This is a genomic window from Shewanella sp. MBTL60-112-B2 (assembly GCF_019655055.1).
In the GTDB taxonomy this organism is placed as follows: Bacteria; Pseudomonadota; Gammaproteobacteria; order Enterobacterales; family Shewanellaceae; genus Shewanella.
Map to the genome: position 1 here is coordinate 221,680 of NZ_BPFA01000003.1, position 22,316 is coordinate 243,995.

Below are 22,316 nucleotides of genomic sequence, written 5' to 3' on the forward strand. Positions count from 1 at the left end.
CAAAACGATAAGAGTCGAACGGCCTGCGGCCTAGCGAACGCTGCGCTTACGGCAAAACATAAAAAGCAGGACGCTGTTCGCTCTAACCACTAAGCGTCCTAGATCCTAGGTGTTAAGTTCTAGGTACTTCATCTTGTAGATTAAAGCCGTCACAACTCACATCGATTTGCTCATGACTGATAGGGTCGATGAAACAGAGTCGCCTCGCCATTAACTTAAGTGGTTTTGCAAAATCATCAGCCGCTTTATCGAGTAATTCCGGATAGAGCCTATCGTTGAGAATAGACATGCCTAGGCTCATCATATGCACTCTAAGCTGATGAGTTCTGCCCGTGACAGGCTCTAACTCGAACAAACCATAACCCGCTAATACTTCGATTAAACGGATCTCCGAATGGCTATTTGCCTCGCCTTCACTAATACACATCCTAAAACTAGGAGTCGTTTTAGTGATCCGGTTCTTCACAGTCCAATGCATAGGCAAAGTTAGCGAGCCTTGCTCTAATGCTTGCTTAAGCTGATTAGTTAGCGGTGCTATTGCTTGGTAGGTCTTTTGAATTTGGCCTGTCTTAAACAACTCATGATAATCATGGCGAGTCTCACTCTTTAGGCTCAGTAACATCACGCCCGCGGTTGCTCTGTCTAAACGGTGAGCCGCGACAATTTGCTGCTCACCCGTTTTTAAGCGTAACCGATTAACTAAGCACTCATTAACGAAGTTACCACTGGGGTTAACTGCTAAGAAGTGCGGCTTATAGACCAGCATAAACTCGTCTGTTTGCAACAAACGTTTCTCTTGGAAAGGAATCAACGACTCCTGTTCAACTTCTCGGTAATAATATACCCGCTCGCGGGGGATAAATGCCGTTTCAACCTTAATAAGCGTGCCATCCTGCCAATGTACTTTGCCGTCAACAATACGCTTTTGCCAAACCGATTCGGCTATTGCTGGAAATTGACTCACGAGGAAGCTAAGCACGGTTGGTTTATCAGTTACCGTTTCAGGTAACACTACATAAGAAGCTTGGGTTGCGCGTACAGAGGAGCTCATAGGACTCGAAACATAAGAAAGTTAACAACAGAAGTGGCGCTACTTTAGCAAAACTTGCTCTAGTATCAAAAGCTATCACTAACAAAAATCAGCGGGTACAGAAACAAGCTCTGCTGAAAGTCGGCCTAAAAGTAAGTCTGACCTGTATCAGCCAAGCCACTCTTTACCAGATATCAGCATATTAGGCTAAGAATGTGGGTTGTCTCTGGCGTGAGACTTAATTAGCTCTAACACAAAGCTCATCGTCTTATGGCAATTAGGCTGGTTTAGCAAACGTAATTTATCTTGATTGTACAGCGGTAATACCTCTAACCAACGCTGACTAACCCAGGAAGCATCTTCAAGGTGGATATCATTTTCATAGAGGCCAAACAGCTCTGGGTTGACCTCATAAAACTGCTGCAGTGCGGCACTAATAAGCTCAAACTCACCATAAATAGGCTCATGCTGCCAATTGTTGCTTGGCAATACTCGGCAGATCCAAGTTCCATCTCGTCGCTCAGCCGCAGATAGGATTTTAACCCTTTGCTTACCTTCAAGAATAATACCTAAAGAGTCATCGTCGAGCTGATTAAAATCAATGACTTCGCACTGAGTCGCGGTCTCATAGCAGGGAGGGTTACTATTGGCTTTGCTCATACCGAATACCAAAGGGTAATGTCCCTTGAGGGTCTCGGCGATCATATTCAGACAGCGAGGAGCAATCACGCGGATCTCGACTCGTCCTCCAGGCAACAATAAGGCGTCGTGCGCCAATAATGCCATCTCTTGTGTCTGCATAATAACCTCCCCCCTTCGATAGGTAGGTCACATCATTTTTACAGCTGCCAATAAAGCTAAAGTGTAGCATCTGCACAAATTTCAGCCAGTGGGTTCAAATGAGCAATCACTCACTAAATAGACAGGGGGGCGGTATAATTTATTGCAGAAAAAAGCTCAGATCTAGAGCCTTTCTAAACGCTCCGCCAGTTGGCCTTTATCAATAACTTCAGCTAAATCATCAGCTAAAATTTTGCTCATCGCCGCCGACTTTTGCCAATATTTAATCCTGCTGTCACTGTCTAAATGCTTAAAGTCACCTCTATCGGGTAGTTTGCCGTAGGGAAGACTCTGTAGGTATGCATCGCTGGGAGCTAAGATAAGTGCATTATCATAATTAACTTTAGCCAAACGCCAAGGTAGCGATTTATCGAACCAGCCCGGTGCCATCTTAGGGTAAAAATGGGGATACAAGGTCAAACCTTGGCTTTGCTGTAGTGGTAGGTCAAAGTGATAGTCGGTGATCCCTCCATCGTAATAATGTCCGTTAGGCGCGCCATCAATACGCTTTACTGGCGCTAACACCCAAGGGATTGAACCCGTTGCTAATAAGACTTGGTGGATATTGCTCTGCGACAGAGCATAAAACTCACTGGGAAGATCCTTAAGCTCAGCAAAAGGTGAAGTGCCTTGCTCGACGCCAAAAACGCAGCGTTTAAAGTGCCACGCCAAACTCTTACGTGTAACGAGATTTGTCATTGCTGCAGTCGCTAAGCCCAGTGCCAGCGGCGCTTGCCCACCAAGGCGGTTAAGGTGGCGTGCCTGACACGCGATATAATGGCTATTGATCTGCGAATGATTGACTATCTCATCAGCACCTGTACTGCCCAGCAAGCCTTGAATAATTCCTGCCACCTGTTGCGACACTTCTATCGCAGTAGGCTTAGTATCGTATCGCTGACAAATATAGAGTTCCTCTAAACGATCATAAGCAGAGTTCGGATTAGCCTGACCTAGACAGGCTAACCTCCACGCCCCAGATGAAGCTCCGAGGGTATGTAGCGGCTGATTCAAATCTTTAAAAAACTCGGTAAACAGGTAGCGGTCTAGCGCAGCAATACCTATCCACTTAGGCCCACCCGATGCGGCCAAAAGCTGGGTAAACAGCTCTGGCTTAAACTCGTTTTCGCTCAGCGTTTTAAAGGCTTTTGGGCCTGCGATAAACCGTAATGAAGACACATTTTTCCTTAAATACTCAACTTAGTGGTCATGCACCTAGCCTAAACTTGTATGCGTACTCAGGCAATAAGCAGACCAACTCCTATATCCCCTAACTCAAGTTAGCGCTACACTTGCCACCATTAATGACAAATCTAACAGGTTTGTCTATGTCTAACCTTTCCTGTTGACCAAAGGTCACTAGGCATTATTTTGAGCAAACACCATGATTGTTGATACTTTAGCTAACCGCAACATCTACACTGCCATTAACCCTCGTATTGCTAGCGCACTTGAGCACCTTGCAACAACAGACTTTAGCCAACTAGAAGTCGGCAAATATGAGCTCGATGGTAAAAATCTATTTGTGATTGTTAATGACTATCAAACCCAGCCTAAAGAGCAACAAGCGTTTGAAGCCCATGAGCAATATATTGATGTGCAGTATGTGGTAAGTGGTGAAGAAGAATTTGGTTATCTGCCACTCGCCAATCAGACACAGTCTAAGGCCTATTTTGCAGATCATGACTTCGCTAACTACGATTATGAGTCCAATAAAGATGATGCCGCCTTTATTCCACTTAAGGCAGGCATGTTTGCCCTCTTCTTCCCAGGTGATATCCATATGCCGGGCACTGGCGATAACGCGAGCCAAGTACGTAAAGTGGTGATTAAGGTCAAAGTCTAAGCATTAGGTCAAAGCATTATTAAGGCTAACTATTAGTTCAGCCACTTGAACTTATGTCTTCAGGCTCACTCTTATGTAAGTCGATATTGATTACATAAAAGGAAACCAAGATGCGCTTTATTTTATTGCTAACTAGCCTGCTTAGCCCTTTGGCGTTTGCTGCCATAACACCGGATGCTTTACAGCAAGTTAAAGCTGTGCAGTTTAATAGCGATAAGGTAATCACTGCAGGCTTACCAACGCAATCCCAATTCAAGACACTTGAAGCATCTGGGGTTGAGCTAGTGATTAACTTGATCCCTAAAGATAATCAGACGGGTTATGCCAATGAAGCAGAACTTGTTCAGCAAGCAGGTATGGATTACGCGCAAATTGATGTGGACTGGAAACAGCCAACGCTTGCAAATGTTCAGCAGTTTTTTGCCATTATGGACGCTAACCAAGACAAACAAGTTTTAGTGCACTGCGCAGCCAATTATCGAGCGTCAGCATTTTATTATCTGTATCAGTTAAAACGCGGCAAAAGAGACTCATTGGCTTACCAACAACAAGTCATGGCGCCATGGGGAGAGCTGTCACAAAGCTTAAAAGAGTACCCTCAATGGCAAGTTCTGATTGAACAGGTAAAATCTGATATAGCCCAATAGACTTGGCTTACCAAGCTTATAGCCCCTCTAAAAAGCGCCTATTTAGGCGCTTTTTTTATCTTGGATGGCATTAATCCCCCATCACTTTCCTTCATGACAACCACCAGAGTGAGCTCTAAAGCAACCTCTAATTAGACCTTGCCCCGCATAAAAAATGTGATCTTGATCATTATTACCAAACTGCTAATATAGCCAACTAGAATTAGTTATACCTAAAAAGAATATGAAGTTTTCATTGTAAATAAAATAACAATAAAGAGCCTTACACCATGCCAAATAACAATGAACTAACCCAAGTTTACCTCGATGCCAATGCAACAACTCCTGTGCTACCTGAAGCTGCAGATGCAGCATTATCCGCAATGCAAACACTGTTTGGTAACCCAAGTAGCAGCCATATCACGGGTCTGAAGGCGAAAGATCTTATGGAGCAGACTCGCCAAAGAGCACAGACCTTACTCGGCACAGGTAAGGGAAAACTCATTTTTACTAGTGGCGCAACGGAAGGGATCCAGACAGCTATTCTGTCCGCCTTAATCGCGGCAAAAAAGCGAATTAAACCGGAGAAAAACTACAGCGTTCTTTATGGAGCAACAGAACACAAAGCGGTGCCTGAATCGCTAAAACATTGGCTTAAGGTATTGGATATCGCAGCTGAAGTGGTTGCTATCCCTGTGGACGAGTTTGGTATTTTGGACCATAAGTTTATTGCTCAACACGCTCCTAGCGCACTGATGATTTGTACCATGGCAGTTAACAATGAAACTGGTGTCTTTCAAGATCTTCAGCAATTAGAGAACACTATTCGTCATGCAAACCCCAATATTTTCTGGATGGTCGACTGCGTGCAAGCTCTGGGTAAAACGGCACTAAACCTAGCGCAAACCAGCATAGATTACGCCCCCTTTAGTGGTCACAAACTCTATGCGCCGAAAGGGATCGGCTTTGTCTATATTCGTGAAGGTGCGCCTTTCACGCCCTTTATTGCGGGTGGTGGACAAGAGAGCGGTCTACGCTCAGGTACCGAAAACCTTCCAGGTATGGCGGCACTCAATGTCATATTTAAGATGTTGCTTCACCCTCAAGACTCCGCCTTTAGCGACCAGCAAAAGTTACAAGGTTTTCGACAGCAAATTGCCGATACCTTAATCGAGTGCTTTCCCCGCATCGTATTTAATAATAGTTTTGAGCACAGTGTGCCGACCACGATTAACTTTGCCGTACCGAGCTTTAGCAGCAAAGAGATCATGGATCTATTCGATGCCGCCAACATTCGCGTTAGCTCAGGCTCTGCCTGCAGCTCTAAGGTGACCCGAAGCTTTGTACTCGATGCCATGGGCCTGCCAGCTTGGCAAAGCGAATCAGCGATTAGAATGTCATTTGGTCCAGCCATGACCCAGGCCGAAGTTGATCTTGCATGTGAACGGATCAAAACCGCATCACAAGCGCTCACTCAAAGTTGTATGGTGCTGGATCATTCTCCCGCTCTTGCTGAAAAGACGCCGCTAGATGGCTTGTTACAACTCAACTCTGGCGCAAGCTGCACTTGGGTCTATATTGATAAAAACAGCAAGCAAGCCCTGATTATCGACCCGCTGCCAGAGTTACAACATAGACTCGATACACTGATCCAATGCCAGCAACTCGAAGTAAAAGCGATTATCGATACCCACGGACATGCAGACCATGTTTCGGGTCGTGACGTGTTAGCGAACCGTTACTTAGCCGAGCAAGACAGCGACATACAGGGTTGGCCCTATCAGGCTCAAACAGTTGAGTATTTAGGCATTCAATATGAGTCTATTGAGGTTGGTGAACAGCTGTTAGTTAAGGTGCCGACTCCAGGCCATACGGCCGATAGCATTAGCCTCATTCTATGCACAAAGCCGTTAGCTGATAAGACATTGCCACAGCAAGCTAAATTCGCTTTCTGTGGCGACACTATCTTAATGGGTAGCCTAGGACGTACTAATTTCGACTCAAGCTCAAGCGAGGCACTATTTCATAGCCTTAAGTTGCTAAGCCGCACAATAAGCCCAGATACACTTATCTGTGCCAGCCATGATTACAACAATGAGTTCACCACTAATCTGCAGGCTGAAATGTTGCGCAATGCCTTGCTAAATTCCGTAGTTAAGGAGCAAGTATCATTGGCAGACTTCATTGCCCGCAAGGCGCAACTCGACAGTCACCTAAATGATGAAGTGGGCACAGAGATCATGTGTGGAGCCTATGTGGGAAGCTGCGATAAGTCCGCAATCAATGAGTATGACGCAAAGAGCTTAGCTGCCGCGATAGACTGCAAAGATGAGCTGCAGGTCATCGACATTCGTGAGCCTCACGAGTATGCCCTAAATCATTCACAAGACTCGAGTCAAAATGTGCCTTTAACCCGCCTAGTGCAGTTTATCCATGAGCAGCAACATCATAAAGATAAGCCTTGGGTGCTGGTTTGCCGCAGTGGTAGCCGCTCTATGGTCGCCGCCCAAGCCATGCACCGATTAGGCTTTTCACAAATATCCCACCTAAAAGGCGGCTATGCATTAAGCCATTAGCGGATATTTAAAGCCATTAGCGTGTAAACAAAGCCATTAGCGCCAACTTAAACATAGCGCTCCTCAGCACTAGAAGCCCAAGCCGCCGATAAATCACTGTTAGCGGCTTTTGAGTCCCTCTACTTTGCTGCAACTACTTTGTTGCGATCATCCGTGCGCACTGCTCAGGTTTAACTTTGGCCTTTTTCTTTTTCGGCTTACTGGCAGGCTTGCTAACTTTGGCAACGGTTGTTTGTTTCGGTTGAGCTTGAATCAACTGGCTTTTCCACCAGCCAAGTTCATTACAACCATTACCAATGGGAATTTTAGCCTGATCTCGGCACAGAGGGTTGTCACTAGGACAACGGAGCCTAACATGCATATGATAAGTATGCCCCCACCAAGGGCGCACCTTCTGAAGCCAAGCATCATTATCTAGCCCTAAGTCGCACAAATGTTGCTTTATCACCGGGCTAACAAAAATCCGTGCAACTCGACGATCTTCCGCAGCTATCTTTATCATTTGCGTCTGCTGCATCGACCATAATCGAGTGTTGAGTGTAAACTGTTTCTTATTAACGAGATCGAGCACTGTCGGCTGCGCTAGCTCATCAGCACTGAGTACCTTACTCGCTTGCTTAAACCAAACATCGACATCCAGCCCGATCTGATGACTACTATGGCCGTGAGTGAAGTTACCTCCCCTAGGCATAGACATATCACCAATCAAAATATCATCACTGCCCTGCTGATTAAGACTAATGGAAAACTGTTCAATAAATTCGATAAGCTGTGGATGCCCAAAGTACCTCTGTCGCTGAGGACGGATAACCTGATAGCCCGCTCCATCTAGCGGCAAAGCCTTAGCCCCTTTTAGGCAACCATTAGCATAACCGCCAATGGCGCTGGCTTGACTCGCATAGGGCGTATCTACAGCCTCCCACTCATTAGCCTGTGCTAATGGCGTCGTAAACACATTTGAGCACAGTAACAAACTTAAACTCAGGCACAGATGCCGATACTGAAGCAAAGATTGCCAAGCCAAGGGCCGTAACCAACTTATTATCACGCCAAACCTCCAAAACTTAACTTTAACCTCTCGGCCACTCGAATTGAGCTCTTCATTAAAGATAGTTGAGATTACTATCGAGCGTAACTGGAGATGGGCATATTGCTAACTACGTCTAGCTAAGCAGGCTTTGACTGCTTTTTCGCGCCAGTTAACAAGCGATGCTAGGTTGTGCTAAGGTCGATTAAAAGGGAATTTTAGGTGTTTTTTATGCGCAGAACCGTAGCGAAAGAATTTTTTGCAAAGCTGATTGGCAGCTTGTTGATGGTGTTGCCTATGGCTTTATTTATGTATTTAGCATCACAAAATGAGGGGCTAACTGAAGCGCTATTGCTGTTATCGGGGAGTGTGGGGTTTTGTTATGCCCTTATAGGTTACACGGGCTATAACGCTTAATACAGGCCAAAACGGGGTGATAGCCCTCTTTTCAGCGCTTTGTATACCTTGTGCTTCGCTTTATTTTTTATTCCTTGGTATCTAAGGCGGCTTCTTTGGTCGAGAGGATGGTAGAAAAATGCGGAGCAGTCCTGCTCCGCGTACTAAATAAGCCAGCTCAATTGAGTACTTCGTCAATCAGGTGGTTAGGCATAACCGCGAACTCAACCTCTGCGCGCTCCCTAATGAACAAAGCCGCATTTAACGACTCGCGAACCGTACCTAAAAAACAAGATGCAGCGGTGATGGCAGACTAATGCGTCACCGCCATTATCAAGCTCCTTTAGCGTCCTTGATAAAGAATTAAGTGAATAAGCCACGGCTCAAGAGAGCCGTGAACAGACAAGCATTACTTACGCCCTTGATACAACCAACGGTAAATCGTTGGTAGTACCAGTAGGGTCAAAGCTGTCGAACTAAATAGACCACCGATGATCACCACAGCCAGTGGCTGCTGGATCTCACTACCAACCCCTGAAGAGAGTAGAATTGGGATCAAGCCAAGCGCAGACGTCAGTGCCGTCATCAATACCGGACGTAAACGACCAACCGTACCTTCGTACACGGCATCATAGAGTGACTCATCAGTTTCTTCTTTAACGCTAGCTCGACGTTGGTTAATCGAGTCCACCAGCACCACTCCGTTTAGCACCGCCACACCAAATAGGGTGATAAAACCGATAGAGCTAGGTACCGACAGATAAGTGCCACTGGCAAACAGAGCGACAACACCACCAATCAGTGCCAAAGGTACGTTAGCCATAATTAGGCCGACCTGTTTCACCGAACCAAATGAGAAGAACAGTAGCAAGGCAATCAAACCGATAGAGACAGGCACCACTAGCATCAACTTCTGCTGTGCACGCTGCTGGTTCTCATACTGGCCACCTACCACAACGGTATAGCCTGGTGGCAGTTCAGCCTGAGGCACGATGGCATAAATGTCGTTTACCACTGAGCCCATATCACGGTCTGACACGTTAGCCTGTACCACTACGCGGCGTTGAACATCGTCGCGGCGAATGTTCGGCGGCGCCATCTCAATAACAACATCGGCCACTTCGCCAAGGCGCACTGTTGCACCGCTTACGCCCGTTAGCAGTAGATCTTCCAAAATATCTGGCGAGCTACGGTACTGCTCAGCTAAACGCACATAGATGTCGTACCTTGCGTTGCCGTCAATCACCTGACCTGCACTCGCACCACCCACACCTTGGCTAACGAGAGCCATGATTTCGTCGACACTGATGCCATAACGCGCCAACTGATCACGCTTAGGGCGAACCACTAGCTGAGCTTCACCTGTCACCTGCTCCAGTGACACATCTACCGCACCCGGGATCTGTGACACCAACTCTGTCAGCACCTGACCGCGCTCAGACAATACATCTAAGTCTGGGCCAAAGATCTTAATCGCAAGTTGAGCCTTCACCCCCGACAACAACTCATCGACGCGAGTCGCAATTGGCTGAGAGAAAGTAAACAACAGACCAGGATAAACGTTAAGCTTCTCCTCCATCTTACGTTGTAGCTCAAAGCGATCGCTGGCACTCACCCACTCATCCACAGGCTTAAGACCAATGTAGATCTCGATGTTGTTCACCGGCTCAGGATCGCCACCTAACTCGGCAGCGCCGATACGGCTAAGGGCATAATCCACCTCAGGGAAATCAAGCAGTAGTGCCTCAAGCTTAGGCGCCACATCTAAAGAGGTTGCAAGACTTGCCGTTGGCGCGAGAGTCACACGTAAGTTAATTGTGCCCTCTTCTAGCTCTGGCACGAATTCAGTACCGAGTCTTGGCAGCAACATCATGCTCATTGCGAACATCACCACCGCGGTGATCACCACCACTTTAGGATGCGCCATAGTTGAGCTTAAAAGCTTACGGTATACCGATTCAATTGGCTTAAGTACCGCACTTTCTCTCAATACCACGCCACGCTTAAATAGGTATACCGCAAGCGCTGGCACAGCTATCAAGGCTACCAATAAGGCTGAGATCATCGCCAGAATGATACTCACTGCCATCGGCTGGAATAACTTACCTTCAACCCCTTCAAGCGCGAATAACGGCGCAAACACCACTATGATGATCGCGGTTGCGAAGAAGATTGGGCTACACACCTCTTTTGCAGCCAACATGACTTGGGTAACGATATCAGAGCTTGATGATGTATCAGCACCTTCACGCTTACTCGATTGAGTTAGGTGTTTAAAGATGTTTTCCACCATCACCACCGAGCCATCTACCAGCATACCGATAGCTACGGCTAAGCCACCTAACGACATCAAGTTAGCTGACATGCCAAAGTAAGACATCACTAACAGCGCAAGACCAATAGAAACCGGAATTGACAGCAGAACCAGCATGGTCGCGCGGATGTTGACTAGGAACAATGCCAAGATCACCACGATAAACACAAATGCCATCAACAAAGCGTCACGTACTGTCGTTACCGCTTGATTCACTAGATCAGATTGGTCATAGAAGACTTCAAACGACACACCATCCGGTAGCGCCTGTTCAATCATCGCCGTACGAGCACTGATATCATCGATGGTTTCTTTAGTATTAGCGCCCATGCGCTTAAGCACTACGCCTGCAACGACTTCACCTAAGTCTTGAGCCTTGCCCGCCTCATCACGACGAGTCATGGTCACTGCACCAACGCGAATTTCGCTGCCGTAATCCACTTTAGCGATATCACCCACGCGAACAGGCGTACCAGCAACTTCGGTAAGTGGAATTTGTGCGATGGCCTTAAGACCTGCGTCACCAGCGGGTAACAAGCCATAGCCTCGAACCACTAGCTGCTCTTGACCTTGGTCCATAAACCAGCCACCAGCATTACGGTTATTGCTCTCAAGTGCGCTAGTCACCTGCGCCATTGATAAACCGTAGCTCAGTAATTTGTTTGGCTCAATTTGCACTTGGTACTGACGAACTTCACCACCAAAAGATAAGACTTCAGTCACGCCGCCAACAGGCATCATGATAAGTTTTACCATGTAGTCGTTAATACTACGCAGCTCAGATGCATTAACGCCCGACTCGGGTGTTGCACGCAGAATATATTGATAGATTTGGCCCAGTCCTGAAGTATTCGGGCCAATCTCAGGCACACCGACCCCGTCAGGGATCATCTCACGTGCCGCCTGTAACTGTTCAAACACCTGCTGACGCGCGAAATAAATATCCGTGCCTTCGGCAAATACCACTGTCACAATTGACAAACCAGTACGCGAAAGTGAACGCACCTCAGTTACCGCAGGTAGGGCGTACATCGCCGACTCAACCGGGTAACTGATCAGTTTCTCAACTTCTTCTGCAGCCAAGCCTTCGGCGGCCGTGTTTACCGTTACCTGTACGTTGGTTACATCAGGAAAGGCATCTAAGTTTAGTTTTGGCAGCATGGCTGCACAGGCAATAACGGCACCGATAAGCGCCAATACCACCATTAGACGGTTGCGAACGGCAACGTCTATGAGTTTCTGTAACATTGCAGCAGCCTCTTAGTGATTGTGGATATCGAAACCAGATTTAGCCTGTTCAGAAGCTAGGAAAAATGCTCCTGAAACAACAACCTTGGCATTTTTCGCCAAGCCACGAACTAAGTTCATACCACGCTGACGCTCAACTACTTCAACTTCTAATGCCTCGAAGCCCTCTTCGCCTTCGATAAACACCTGCCAATGACCATCACTGCTACGTGTCAGAGCCGAATCCGGTAAGATCACTCCACCTTGAGATGCATCTGGTAGGTAAAGTTCAGCAAATTGGCCTGCGTGTAGCACGTGTCCCGCATTTTCAAACGCCACTAAGATCTGCTCGGTACGCGTCACGCTATCAAGTTCGTGAGAACGACCAATAATAGTGCCCTCAATGCTCTTATCACCCACCTTAACCACGGTTTTGCTGCCAAGGCTCACCTTCTCAGCTTGGGTCGGCGTTAACTCAGCTTCCACCCAAAGATGTGATTCATCGGTTAGCTGCATCAATGCCGTACCTGCTGGCACTATTTGACCTAGCAGGGCGATATCTTGCTGCACACGACCGCTAATCGGCGCGATTAGCTGATAACTACCGATAGTTTCAGGAGCATTAGCCAGCGCTTTGATCTGCATTGGCGTCATCTTCATCGCTTCTAAAATGGCACGCTTAAGCTCGGCATCCACTTGCGCCTGTAAACGACGGCTCGCACTCACGGCGCTGGCACTCATGCGCTTTACTCGGCTCCACTCTGCCGCAGCATTGATATAGTCAGCTTGTGCCTGTGCAACCGCTACACCACCTAAGGTTAATAGCACATCGCCTTGAGCCACTTCTTGACCCGGAACCACATTTCTTTTCAGCACGCGAACATCCACCTGGGGCGCAATGGTCACGGTTCTGTCTCTATCAACCACTAATGTCGCCGTAGCCACATCTTCTAGGCTGAATGTCTGCTCGCTCAACTGAGCCACTTCAATCTTGGCCAGTGCTAACTGCGCAGGGGTTAGCTCGATACCGTGAACATCTTCCTCGGCTTCTTTTGCTTCTTCTGCGCCGTGACCATGGCCGTCATCTTTAACAGCTTCTTCATCATGGCCGTGACCATCGTCTTGCATTACTTGTGCTTTCACCAGAACCAGCTCTTCAGCCGCATGATCATGGCCGTCGCCTGCCATGGCAATCGCAGGTAGCACCAATGCTGTAGTGAGGCTCATTAAGAAGCCGAAGCTCATGGCGCGAGTAATCGCATTAAGATCGAATAAGCGAGATTTAGCCGTGCTGTTGTTAAGCATCATTGTTTGTACCGTTTTTTTATTGTTCGTTTTCATAATCAAAGCCTTAATTTATCTGTCCAGCAGCTGAGCCGCCTTGAGTCGATAATTGACTATTGAGATAGCCTTCCAATTGTCCACTCGACCCCATCCAGCTTAACCAGCTTTCATAAAGGGCTGACTCGAGCGCTAAACCCGCTAAATAGCTGCCGCTCATCTGTCTTTGGCTTTGTAGATAATCACTCGTGCTGATGTCGCCAGCTTGCCACTGTTGAGATAATGAGCTAGCCGCTTTTGAGCCTGAGCTCAGTACTAACTCACTCCAGTCTTGATAGCGCTGGGTTAATCTTGGAAGGCTTAACGAAAATTGCTTCTGCTGTTGCAGTAATCCACGCTCAGCCGCTAAGTAGGTCTGCTCTGCAATCACAACACCTTGATTAGCAACGGCTATAGCCTCGCTGTAGTTGTTGCGGATCTGCAGTGGAATCGACACTCCGACGCCAAACTTATTCTCTTCACCTTCGCGTTCGGCGCTAAGACTGATACTAGGATCGGCGCTGCTGTCTGCTTTGGCCTGCTGGGTAGCCACCTTAGCCATCAGCACTTGCTGATAGGCACTCTTAAGTGCAGGAAGCTGTGGAGAAACTTGGATATGGCTAGCTTGTAGCGTTAGTGCGTTAACGAAATCCTCGAAAGGTAAATCAAACTCGCCAAATAGCACTAACACTGCGCCATCGGCAACGATAGAGGCTTGCTCAGCCAGAGCATATTCAGCTGCATTACTCGCCACATCCAGCTGCATCAATTGCAATTCAACACTCGACATATCACCCACGTCTGTACGCTGGCGAGCTATATCTAACTGAGCCTTGGCAATTTTGAACTGCTGCTGTTGAAACTCTAATGCCTTACGAGCCTGACTCTGGTTGGTTAACGCCTGTAATCTTTCAGCTAACATCTGGTTGCGTTCAAGCTCTATGCTTGAGAGTAATATTTCACTCTCAAGCTGTGCGATACGGGTCGCTGCGCCGCGCTTATCGCCCCAGTCGATGGTCTGACTGATGTCTAAGCTATAGGTATCTTCACTGGCATTTTGGTAACCCAAACCCAGCTCAGGGTTATAGACAGCTTGATCTGCCGCTTCAATGCTCAATTGAGCCTGCTTGCGGCGCGCCGTTTGGGCTTGTACTTCTGGTAGGCTGTTAAAGCGTTGCATCACTTGTGGCAGCCAGTCACTAAACTGACCGGCATTCATAGCGGTAGCACTTACCTGAGTTTGAGTCATTGCCTCATCCAGATTCGGCTCTGCAGCAATAACTTGAGCAGCCGTTGTCGTTCCAGCCAAAAGGCCTAACAACAGACTGGCGATTATGGTTTTTTTCATCGCGGATCCTATCGACCCGGCAAATATGCTCACTCAATTATCTAAAGCGCTGCCATGGGCAATCTAATGCGCTTATGTAGAGTCACTATTGCTCGGGTATAAATCGATATAACAATCGCGTGGATATCACTATTTAGCAGGCCAAACGTATGCAGAGCATCGATTTGTGGCCAGCCATAGCAAGATTCACACAGTAATTTTGATATAGATTTAACGAAGAGAAAGTTAAGCGTTTAATGACATACACTAAGAGATGCAAAAGTCATCTGGCCAAACTTAAACCCCGATAGGATTAAACAATTGGAGGGCGGTAGTCCGGGAGTTGCTCTGGCGGAAGGTATTGCGCATCGATACTGTTTAATTCATCACTCACAGGCACTGATGGCACCATAGCAACAATCGACATGGTCGTCACATGGCCGCCATGACAGGGGCAATCTAAACAGAGATCGAAATTTTTAGATTCGGTTGTACTCACGGTGTGGCTATGAGCCGGCTCGTCGACACTCATATTCTGTTGAGGATCTAACGCACAGGTACAGTCGACACACTCGGCTAAGGTAATCACGTCTGCGGTGAATTGTAGATGTGGATGCGGTGCGCTTTCTTCCTCATGATCTCCTAAATGCAACTGGTGAGCGCCAATGTTGCCGCCTGCAAACTGCAGGAGAACAACGGCAATCAGCAGAGCTGCCATTTTATAAAGAGATTGAGGGGTAAATAAACGCAATTCGCACCTATAAATTTGGTTTGTAAATCTTACAATTAACGTATCTAGCCAATATGACTCGCATGATAACGTAAAGTTCACTTCGGACAAGATAATATCTGGCTCTTAGTGAACTTGCTCTCATTTTCAATGTGAGTCGATTAAACTATTGATATTTATTTAAATACACAATGCTTTGCGTAATCGGTAGCTTCATTAGCACTCCAATCACCTGATGGCTTCTCTTTCATCTGTTTACACCAAGCTTCGCTGCCTACTTCTGGGGCGCATGCACTAAGACCAAAAATCAATGCACAAACCAGCGACAGTCCTGACAGTTTAGATAAAGACATTTGTAAATCCTTCTATTTTTATAGGTATATTTAAAAGTAATCTTGGCCAATGATAACAAAAATCACCACCAAAACTAATCTGTGCGCTTAGCGATCCATTCTATGGCTAACAATTTTTGCTCCAGAGGATACCAAGCCACCTCACCTTGCATAAACGGCCCCATGAGCCTGACAGCGTTACCAAACCAATCAGGCCCACCAACTAACACTAGCGCATCGAAGTTTGGTAGTTGCACCTGACCACTACCCGCCAAGGATTGCTGTTGCCAGCCCTCGAGTAACACGTCGGCCTCGACATAAATGCAGGTCTTGCCGGTGCTTTTACGATAACTTTCAATCTGAGGCTGCATTATCTCGCGATAATCTTCGGTAGATAAGCGCCCACTGGCAAATAAACTAATCACGCCCTTGGCAATATCTGGGATTTTACACAGCATAAATAGGCTCCGTAATACATAATCGCTGAAGCAATCATGACTTCAATATTGCTTGATAATAGCAAACTCGCCGTGAAGGAAAAGTAGACCAAGCCCTTATTTAGGCTAAAAGTCTGTTAATATTGGCCTAAGGCAATTTAAGTCTGTGCTAGAAATTGATATATCGGCGCACAGATAGCAAGGGATGTGAATTTTTGGCGTTAATAAAAATCTCCAACTCAGTATCTATTCAAGATAGCGAACTCGAGTGGCAGTTTATCCGCTCAAGTGGTGCCGGTGGACAGCACCTAAATAAGGTGTCTACTGCCGCGCAGCTGATCTTTGATATCAAAACCTCCTCTCTACCTGAATATTATCAGCAACGTTTGCTCGCCAAAGCCGATCACCGCATTACTAAAAGTGGCAAGATCATCATTAAGTGTCAGCAGAGTCGCAGCCAAGACTTTAATCGCCAGACCGCGCTTGAGCAGTTTATCGCCCTAGTAGCGAGTGTGAATGCAGTGCAGAAAAAACGTATTGCAACCAAACCCACTAAAGGTAGCCAACGCCGCCGAGTCGATTCTAAGAAGCAGAAAGGGGCGACTAAGGCACTGCGGCAAAACAAATCTGGTTATTAAGCCTATATTCTTAAATCTATGCCATGAAATCGATAGAATTGGTCTGAATAATTAGCACTTTCATCTTGTAAGGTTCGACAACCGCGTTGTTTTTTGTTGAAATCAAGGCAAGCGCATACTAACACTGTTTTTCAAGGGAATTTTCATGAGCAGCCAACCCAAGATCTTATTAGTTAATGGTCCGAACTTAAATCTACTCGGACGCCGTGAACCTGGCCATTATGGTCACCATACCCTTGAACAGATCGTCGATGAGCTAAAGCAAAATGCAACTCAGGCAGGTGTGCAGCTAGATCATATTCAATCTAACGCAGAGCACTTACTTATCGAAGCTATTCACAACAGTGACGCCGATATGGTGATAATCAACCCGGCGGCTTTTACCCATACCAGCGTTGCACTGAGAGATGCCCTGCTCGGCGTCGCAATCCCCTTTATAGAAGTGCACCTTTCTAACGTACACAGCCGAGAGCCTTTCCGTCACCACTCCTATTTTTCCGATAAAGCCATTGGAGTGATCTGTGGCTTGGGTGCTCAAGGCTACCAATTTGCGCTACAGGCCGCGATAGCACGCATTAATGCGGCTAATAAATAAGGTTTAAAACAAGCTATGGATATTCGTAAAATCAAGAAGCTTATCGAACTTGTACAAGAGTCTGATATTGCCGAACTTGAGATAAAAGAAGGTGAAGAGTCGGTACGGATCTGTCGCCACAGCCCTGTACCTATGCAAGCTAACACCCAGACTTTCTTAGCACCAGCTAGTAGCGTTGCATCAGCAACGCCACGACCACACCTAGCCGGTCGCGACGATAATGACGAAGGCTTCATCCACCAACTGCTATCTCCCATGGTCGGTACGGTTCATTTAACGGACAAATCGAGCCAAGCGCCACTTTGTGTTATCGACCAAAAAGTAATGGCTGGCGATGTAGTCTGTATTATCGAAGCTATGACAATGAACAATCGAATCACTGCTGATAAATCAGGTGTGATTAGCGCTATCTTGGTTGAAGATGGCCAGCAGATTGACTTCGAACAAGCCATTCTCGAAATCGAATAAGCCCGCTTAATCAAGAGGGCGAATACCTAGTTTCAGCAAACAATAAGGACCACTATGATACTCATTACAGGTGCCAGCAGCGGATTAGGCGCTGCACTCGCCAAGCTTTATGGCGAAGAGCAAGCAATTTGTATCAGTGGCCGTAATAGCGAGCGTCTACAGCAAGTTGCGCAAGAGGTTAGTCATCCTTGCCTGCCTCAAGTGACTGATCTCAGTGATGCAAGTGCAGTAGAAACGCTATTCAATAACCTGCCGAAAATCCCATCAATGATCATTCATAGCGCAGGTAGCGGCTATTTTGGACCAATCGACACTCAGTCTCCAGAGGCGATTAAAAACCTACTCAATAACAATGTAACTTCGGCTATCTTTTTATTGCGCGAAGCAGTCAAGCGCTATAAAGATCAACAGATAACAATTGTTATGGTTATGTCGACAGCAGCGCTGGCACCGAAAGCCGAAGAGGCAACCTACTGTGCAGCTAAGTGGGCTGTTAAAGGCTTAATAGAGTCTGTTAGGTTAGAGCTTAAAAACAGCCGGATGAAACTGATTGCAGTCTATCCAGGGGGCATGGACACAGATTTTTGGCCCAACAGTGGTAGAGCGGCTAATACCAGCAGCTTTATGAGTGCCAACGAAGCTGCGGGCATGCTAAAGCAAGCACTGCAAAGTACTGAGCATGGCTATATTTCCGACCTTACAATTGCACGTGGCTGATTAAACAAAATAAAATTAAAAGTCGCTAATAGAATGAAATAACGACGATATTTCCTATACTTATTGCAACCAAGTCATTATGACTCATCTACAATATCGGTTACGTTAATTATTAGGAGAATAGATGCGAACTTGCCTACTGTTTTTGGCTTTTTCAGTTGTATGCCTCTTCATTGGCTACCACGCCTACCTGTTTATCATGCCTAGCGTAAAAGTCATTAACCAATCAGGGCAGTTACTCACGCGAGTCGAAGTTAGTCTTCCAAGCAATAACTTAGTATTTGATAATATCCGCCCCAAACAGACAATGCGTATTCACCATAGCACAGATCAGTCTGATGGTGATTATGCTTACCGCATACGTTTGTCATCTGGAACTTACATTAGTGGTCGCTGTGGCAAGGTGACCAATGACCAATATATGAAGGTACTAGAGCTGACCATCAACAATGATGACAAAGTGAGATGTATTGAATAATAGCTACGAGAAACTAGAGGCCAGAGTCAGAAACTAAAGACCAGACCTAGTCAGCCAATAACGTTCGAATCTGCTTATAACTGGTTTGCCAATTTTGGTAATCGAGTTCAATAAGAAAAAATTCGCCATTTACCAGCAACACCAGCGAAGGAAAGCCCTCAATAGGTAGATGACGAGTGCGACTGATCTCCTTATCTAATTTAACCTTGGTCGCTTCACTTTGTAGCGCATTTGCAAATAGCGATTCATCCAGGCCTAACTCACCAGCAAGCTTAATTAAGGTTTCGGGATCCGATGGATTCTTAGCATCTAGATAATAAGCCTGCTGAATGGCGAGGAGCATCTCTTGCTCAAGACCGATCTCTCTCGCTAAAAGCGTCGCACGGCAAGCAGGATAGGTTGAACGACGAGGCTGACAGTTTTGCCAAAAGTCGAAATTAAATTGAGTGTCTAGCTGCTCGGCAATCTGCTGCCAGGTACGCTGCAATAAGTGTTGCATCTCCTCAGGCATAGGCTCGTCACTATCTGGCGCTAAACCACCTAATCGATATTCAATATTAAGTTCTGGGTAGACAGTTTGGAGTTGTGACTGTAGCGCTAACCAAGTCGGCCTATAACCCCAACACCAACTACACATAGGGTCGTAAACATAATACAGGTTCGCCAAATTCATTAAGTCAGTAGTCCTCATTCCGTTTGAGGACTACTAGACTACCTAGCTAGATATAAATGTCTAGCAGTTCGAATCATTACCGAACAGCAACTACAACTTTAATACTAACAAAGCATGGTCACCCCATTCCTTTAGGTACACCCTAGCCAAACCTTAGTCGTAATCAAAATGCTCTTCTATAAGTTAAAACTCACTATTATTCATAGCGCTATCTTTACCTAAGACGCAGATAGTGATGACTAGCTTCGACAGATAAAAGCTAGCACTACTATGCGCTCATAGCTTGATATGAGATTAGCCCCTATTACCCATAAAATTTAGTACCGAAATACTCACCAATCAGCGACTAATTGCCGAAAGCTACTACCTGCTTACACTCACATCCTGATAGCTAAATTGACCACTATCTAACTTCTGCTTCCGCTCTTGTTTAACGTTAAAATCAAGCTCCTTTAGATCGACTCGCTTAATCGTGCTGTCATGCATAGTTTTATAAAATAACAAACCGTTGCTCTGATCAATTACTGAAGTCCATTGTGTGGCACTAGGTAAATCTGGAATATGAGATTTATCATTAAATTCACTGCCAACAGGAATATCGAAGTTATTTAAAATGTGAAAAGCCTGTGAAACAGCTTGTTTAGCAGTCTTCGATATAGGGGCGCTATTAACGTAAAATGCAGCCCTAACGAATCGAGAAGGCGGAGAGATATCACCAGGTAAACCAACAAAGTTAGAGCCTACACCAAAGGACTGTGCCTCTACATCATTAATCTTCTGTGAAGGACTTATGCCCGGATGTAGATTAATGTAGTTATTAAGGTTAGTGACCTGCCAATTATAATCTGGCGAGTTAGTTAACACCTTAGCGGTATTTTTATGGATATTGATTGTGCCGTGATCCATGATTTCAATCACTATACTATTGCCCTGCTTATCAGATACCCGCCAATGTGCTGTCGGTGAGGGATTTCCCTGCTGATCAAAGTAAACTGTGACAATTTTAATTTTGCTTAAGGCGGCCTCAACCTCTGCAACTGACTCGAACTGAGTCAGCATCCAACGTACAAAATCCATGTCTGTTATGTTGTTATCAGTTTGCTTGGGGTCGTACTTAGCAAGCGAACCATAATTACGGAAATAAAACAGACCTGCAGTTAGCCCCTTTTCATTAATACCTTCTGCAATAAAACGATCATCGCTAACCGAAATCCCTGCAAAACCGTATTTACTATCCCAAGTTAACCCTTGTTTCTGATCTGGCATAGTCGCTGTGTACTGGTGATTTCGAGGTGAAACAATCAGTTTACTATTGAGGTTACTATGGCCCCACTCAATGGTACGAGCTTGGATCTGTTCGTTAGCAGTGGTTGATAAAGTAATACCAGTACAAGCACTAGCTGTATAACTAAAAGTAGAAGCTAGCATCAAAGTAAGTAATGTATTTTTCATGATATAGCTCTTAATCCTTTAAAGATGAGTCGACTAATGCCCCTCACAGGGCTCTTCATTAGCCATTAGTGGCTATAAACTTACACCCGAAGTTTCAAGAATACAAAATACTTACACCTATAAGTTTAAGAGCCTAAACGAGTTGGAGCTATCTAGACGCGCTAACTAGAGGTTAATGCAACCTAACAACTCACTTTTAAATCCTACTATGTAGAAGTAAGAAACTACCTAATCTCATCATATAAAGAGGCTGGTTTTTTCACTTATATTTCGAGTATAAAAGGCGCTTGGAAGTGGCTGGAACATTTTAGGTCAGCGTATATACAAAAAGCCCGCTACATCGTTGCGGGCTTTCTCGTTATTTGGCACCTGGAAATGACCTACGACCCACATGGATGTGGGAAGTGTCGATTATGCACGACTATATGGATATAGGAGGTAGAGTAACGCAGGAGCAGTTACCGAGGAGCATATAATCGCCCTCGATTCTCGCAGCGAGCACATGGGGGTGAAAGTCAGGCGCTTTGAATACGCAGTATTCAGTCTGACTTGAACGCGGAGTAACTTGTTACGAAGCTGGAGGCAAGGCACATGGCCTTTCCTTGGCATCCATGCCATCAAGGCATTTGTTAGTCCTAAACATCAGATGTGCCGAATGCCTGAAACGCATGGATGCAGTTTCAGGTCCCGCTCAGCGGCGGGTTGACGTCGACTCTTTATCACTAAGAATGGCATTTATGCCTACTACCTACTTTAAGTGAAGCTGCCACCTTAACGGGTAGCTGTATTCTAGATAAGTTAGCAATCGGTATTTTACAAACGCCAAACGCAAAAAAGCCACCTTAATAAGGTGGCTTCTTCACTACTCTTAACGAGTAAAATAGGCGCCTGGAAATGACCTACTCTCACATGGGGAGACCCCACACTACCATCGGCGATACTGCGTTTCACTTCTGAGTTCGGAATGGATTCAGGTGGTGCCACAGCTCTATGGTTTCCAGACAAATTGGGTAAATTTAGAAAGCTGGACTCGCGATGCAAGTCTTAAAAATTGGGTTCACACTACATTAAGTGTCACTCTTTTCAGAGTAAGTTCTAATTTTGTCTTTAGAAACATTAGTTTCTCATACAAAACCCATTAGGGTTGTATGGTTAAGCCTCACGAGTCATTAGTACAAGTTAGCTCAACGCCTCACAACGCTTACACACCTTGCCTATCAACGTCCTAGTCTCGAACGGCTCTTTAGAGGAATTAAATTCCTAGGGA

The 22,316-nt window shown here is 45.9% G+C and carries 21 protein-coding genes and 2 rRNA genes; 9 read left to right on the forward strand and 14 right to left on the reverse strand.

Annotated features, from left to right (window positions below):
- Window positions 1-112 precede the first annotated feature (112 nt).
- The 3 genes from K5Q73_RS03260 to K5Q73_RS03270 all read right to left on the reverse strand — a co-directional run bounded on the left by K5Q73_RS03260 (window position 113) and on the right by K5Q73_RS03270 (window position 3,049).
- Window positions 113-1,051, reverse strand: a complete 939-nt coding sequence (locus tag K5Q73_RS03260) for a pseudouridine synthase (RefSeq protein WP_220758964.1) — start codon at window positions 1,049-1,051, stop codon at window positions 113-115.
- Between the two features lie 186 nt (window positions 1,052-1,237).
- The gene (locus K5Q73_RS03265; RefSeq protein WP_220758963.1) at window positions 1,238-1,831 is read right to left on the reverse strand and encodes an LON peptidase substrate-binding domain-containing protein; all 594 of its coding nucleotides are present in this window, start codon (window positions 1,829-1,831) and stop codon (window positions 1,238-1,240) included.
- A gap of 162 nt (window positions 1,832-1,993) precedes the next feature.
- The gene (locus tag K5Q73_RS03270) at window positions 1,994-3,049 is read right to left on the reverse strand and encodes an alpha/beta hydrolase (RefSeq protein ID WP_220758962.1); all 1,056 of its coding nucleotides are present in this window, start codon (window positions 3,047-3,049) and stop codon (window positions 1,994-1,996) included.
- A gap of 205 nt (window positions 3,050-3,254) precedes the next feature.
- Between K5Q73_RS03270 and K5Q73_RS03275 the strand changes: the two genes are divergently transcribed.
- From K5Q73_RS03275 to K5Q73_RS03285, 3 genes are all read left to right on the forward strand, one after another.
- Window positions 3,255-3,716, forward strand: a complete 462-nt coding sequence (locus K5Q73_RS03275) for a YhcH/YjgK/YiaL family protein (RefSeq protein ID WP_220758961.1) — start codon at window positions 3,255-3,257, stop codon at window positions 3,714-3,716.
- Between the two features lie 110 nt (window positions 3,717-3,826).
- Window positions 3,827-4,363, forward strand: coding sequence for a protein tyrosine phosphatase family protein (locus tag K5Q73_RS03280; protein ID WP_220758960.1), 537 nt, complete (start codon window positions 3,827-3,829; stop codon window positions 4,361-4,363).
- Between the two features lie 269 nt (window positions 4,364-4,632).
- Complete coding sequence (locus tag K5Q73_RS03285; protein ID WP_220758959.1) at window positions 4,633-6,918, forward strand: aminotransferase class V-fold PLP-dependent enzyme; 2,286 nt, start codon at window positions 4,633-4,635, stop codon at window positions 6,916-6,918.
- A 133-nt stretch (window positions 6,919-7,051) separates the two neighbouring features.
- On the opposite strand, the gene mepA is transcribed toward K5Q73_RS03285, so the two are convergent.
- The gene (gene mepA / locus K5Q73_RS03290; RefSeq protein WP_259655220.1) at window positions 7,052-7,873 is read right to left on the reverse strand and encodes a penicillin-insensitive murein endopeptidase; all 822 of its coding nucleotides are present in this window, start codon (window positions 7,871-7,873) and stop codon (window positions 7,052-7,054) included.
- 303 nt (window positions 7,874-8,176) lie between these two features.
- On the opposite strand from mepA, the gene K5Q73_RS03295 reads away from it, so the two are divergent.
- Complete coding sequence (locus tag K5Q73_RS03295) at window positions 8,177-8,362, forward strand: hypothetical protein (RefSeq protein WP_220758957.1); 186 nt, start codon at window positions 8,177-8,179, stop codon at window positions 8,360-8,362.
- Window positions 8,363-8,750: 388 nt separating this feature from the next.
- Here the strand turns inward: K5Q73_RS03295 and K5Q73_RS03300 are convergent, their stop codons facing one another.
- From K5Q73_RS03300 to K5Q73_RS03325, 6 genes are all read right to left on the reverse strand, one after another.
- Window positions 8,751-11,903 carry an efflux RND transporter permease subunit gene (locus tag K5Q73_RS03300; protein ID WP_220758956.1) on the reverse strand — a complete coding sequence of 1,051 codons (3,153 nt, stop codon included), beginning with the start codon at window positions 11,901-11,903 and terminating at the stop codon, window positions 8,751-8,753.
- 12 nt (window positions 11,904-11,915) lie between these two features.
- On the reverse strand, window positions 11,916-13,223 hold the full coding sequence (locus tag K5Q73_RS03305) for an efflux RND transporter periplasmic adaptor subunit (RefSeq protein WP_220758955.1): 1,308 nt from the start codon (window positions 13,221-13,223) through the stop codon (window positions 11,916-11,918).
- Between the two features lie 10 nt (window positions 13,224-13,233).
- Window positions 13,234-14,550 (reverse strand): TolC family protein, encoded by a 1,317-nt coding sequence (locus K5Q73_RS03310; RefSeq protein ID WP_220758954.1) that lies wholly within the window; start codon window positions 14,548-14,550, stop codon window positions 13,234-13,236.
- Between the two features lie 292 nt (window positions 14,551-14,842).
- On the reverse strand, window positions 14,843-15,247 hold the full coding sequence (locus K5Q73_RS03315; RefSeq protein ID WP_220759182.1) for a hypothetical protein: 405 nt from the start codon (window positions 15,245-15,247) through the stop codon (window positions 14,843-14,845).
- A gap of 188 nt (window positions 15,248-15,435) precedes the next feature.
- The gene (locus K5Q73_RS03320) at window positions 15,436-15,612 is read right to left on the reverse strand and encodes a DUF3012 domain-containing protein (RefSeq protein WP_220758953.1); all 177 of its coding nucleotides are present in this window, start codon (window positions 15,610-15,612) and stop codon (window positions 15,436-15,438) included.
- A 74-nt stretch (window positions 15,613-15,686) separates the two neighbouring features.
- Complete coding sequence (locus K5Q73_RS03325) at window positions 15,687-16,049, reverse strand: STAS/SEC14 domain-containing protein (RefSeq protein ID WP_220758952.1); 363 nt, start codon at window positions 16,047-16,049, stop codon at window positions 15,687-15,689.
- Between the two features lie 194 nt (window positions 16,050-16,243).
- Here K5Q73_RS03325 and arfB point away from each other — a divergent pair, with 194 nt between their 5' ends.
- The 5 genes from arfB (at window position 16,244) to K5Q73_RS03350 (ending at window position 18,924) form a co-directional block, all read left to right on the forward strand.
- Complete coding sequence (gene arfB / locus K5Q73_RS03330) at window positions 16,244-16,666, forward strand: alternative ribosome rescue aminoacyl-tRNA hydrolase ArfB (RefSeq protein WP_220758951.1); 423 nt, start codon at window positions 16,244-16,246, stop codon at window positions 16,664-16,666.
- Window positions 16,667-16,811: 145 nt separating this feature from the next.
- Window positions 16,812-17,261, forward strand: coding sequence for a type II 3-dehydroquinate dehydratase (gene aroQ, locus K5Q73_RS03335; RefSeq protein ID WP_220758950.1), 450 nt, complete (start codon window positions 16,812-16,814; stop codon window positions 17,259-17,261).
- Window positions 17,262-17,276: 15 nt separating this feature from the next.
- Window positions 17,277-17,729, forward strand: coding sequence for an acetyl-CoA carboxylase biotin carboxyl carrier protein (accB, locus tag K5Q73_RS03340; RefSeq protein ID WP_220758949.1), 453 nt, complete (start codon window positions 17,277-17,279; stop codon window positions 17,727-17,729).
- Between the two features lie 54 nt (window positions 17,730-17,783).
- The gene (locus tag K5Q73_RS03345; protein ID WP_220758948.1) at window positions 17,784-18,446 is read left to right on the forward strand and encodes an SDR family NAD(P)-dependent oxidoreductase; all 663 of its coding nucleotides are present in this window, start codon (window positions 17,784-17,786) and stop codon (window positions 18,444-18,446) included.
- A 124-nt stretch (window positions 18,447-18,570) separates the two neighbouring features.
- Window positions 18,571-18,924, forward strand: a complete 354-nt coding sequence (locus K5Q73_RS03350; RefSeq protein ID WP_220758947.1) for a hypothetical protein — start codon at window positions 18,571-18,573, stop codon at window positions 18,922-18,924.
- A 46-nt stretch (window positions 18,925-18,970) separates the two neighbouring features.
- Here the strand turns inward: K5Q73_RS03350 and K5Q73_RS03355 are convergent, their stop codons facing one another.
- The 4 genes from K5Q73_RS03355 to K5Q73_RS03370 all read right to left on the reverse strand — a co-directional run.
- Window positions 18,971-19,597 (reverse strand): DsbA family protein, encoded by a 627-nt coding sequence (locus tag K5Q73_RS03355; RefSeq protein ID WP_220758946.1) that lies wholly within the window; start codon window positions 19,595-19,597, stop codon window positions 18,971-18,973.
- A 363-nt stretch (window positions 19,598-19,960) separates the two neighbouring features.
- Window positions 19,961-21,049, reverse strand: coding sequence for a linear amide C-N hydrolase (locus K5Q73_RS03360; protein ID WP_220758945.1), 1,089 nt, complete (start codon window positions 21,047-21,049; stop codon window positions 19,961-19,963).
- An 886-nt stretch (window positions 21,050-21,935) separates the two neighbouring features.
- Window positions 21,936-22,051: ribosomal RNA gene (gene rrf / locus K5Q73_RS03365) — 5S ribosomal RNA — on the reverse strand.
- Window positions 22,052-22,197: 146 nt separating this feature from the next.
- Window positions 22,198-22,316 (reverse strand): 23S ribosomal RNA (locus K5Q73_RS03370); the annotation flags it as partial.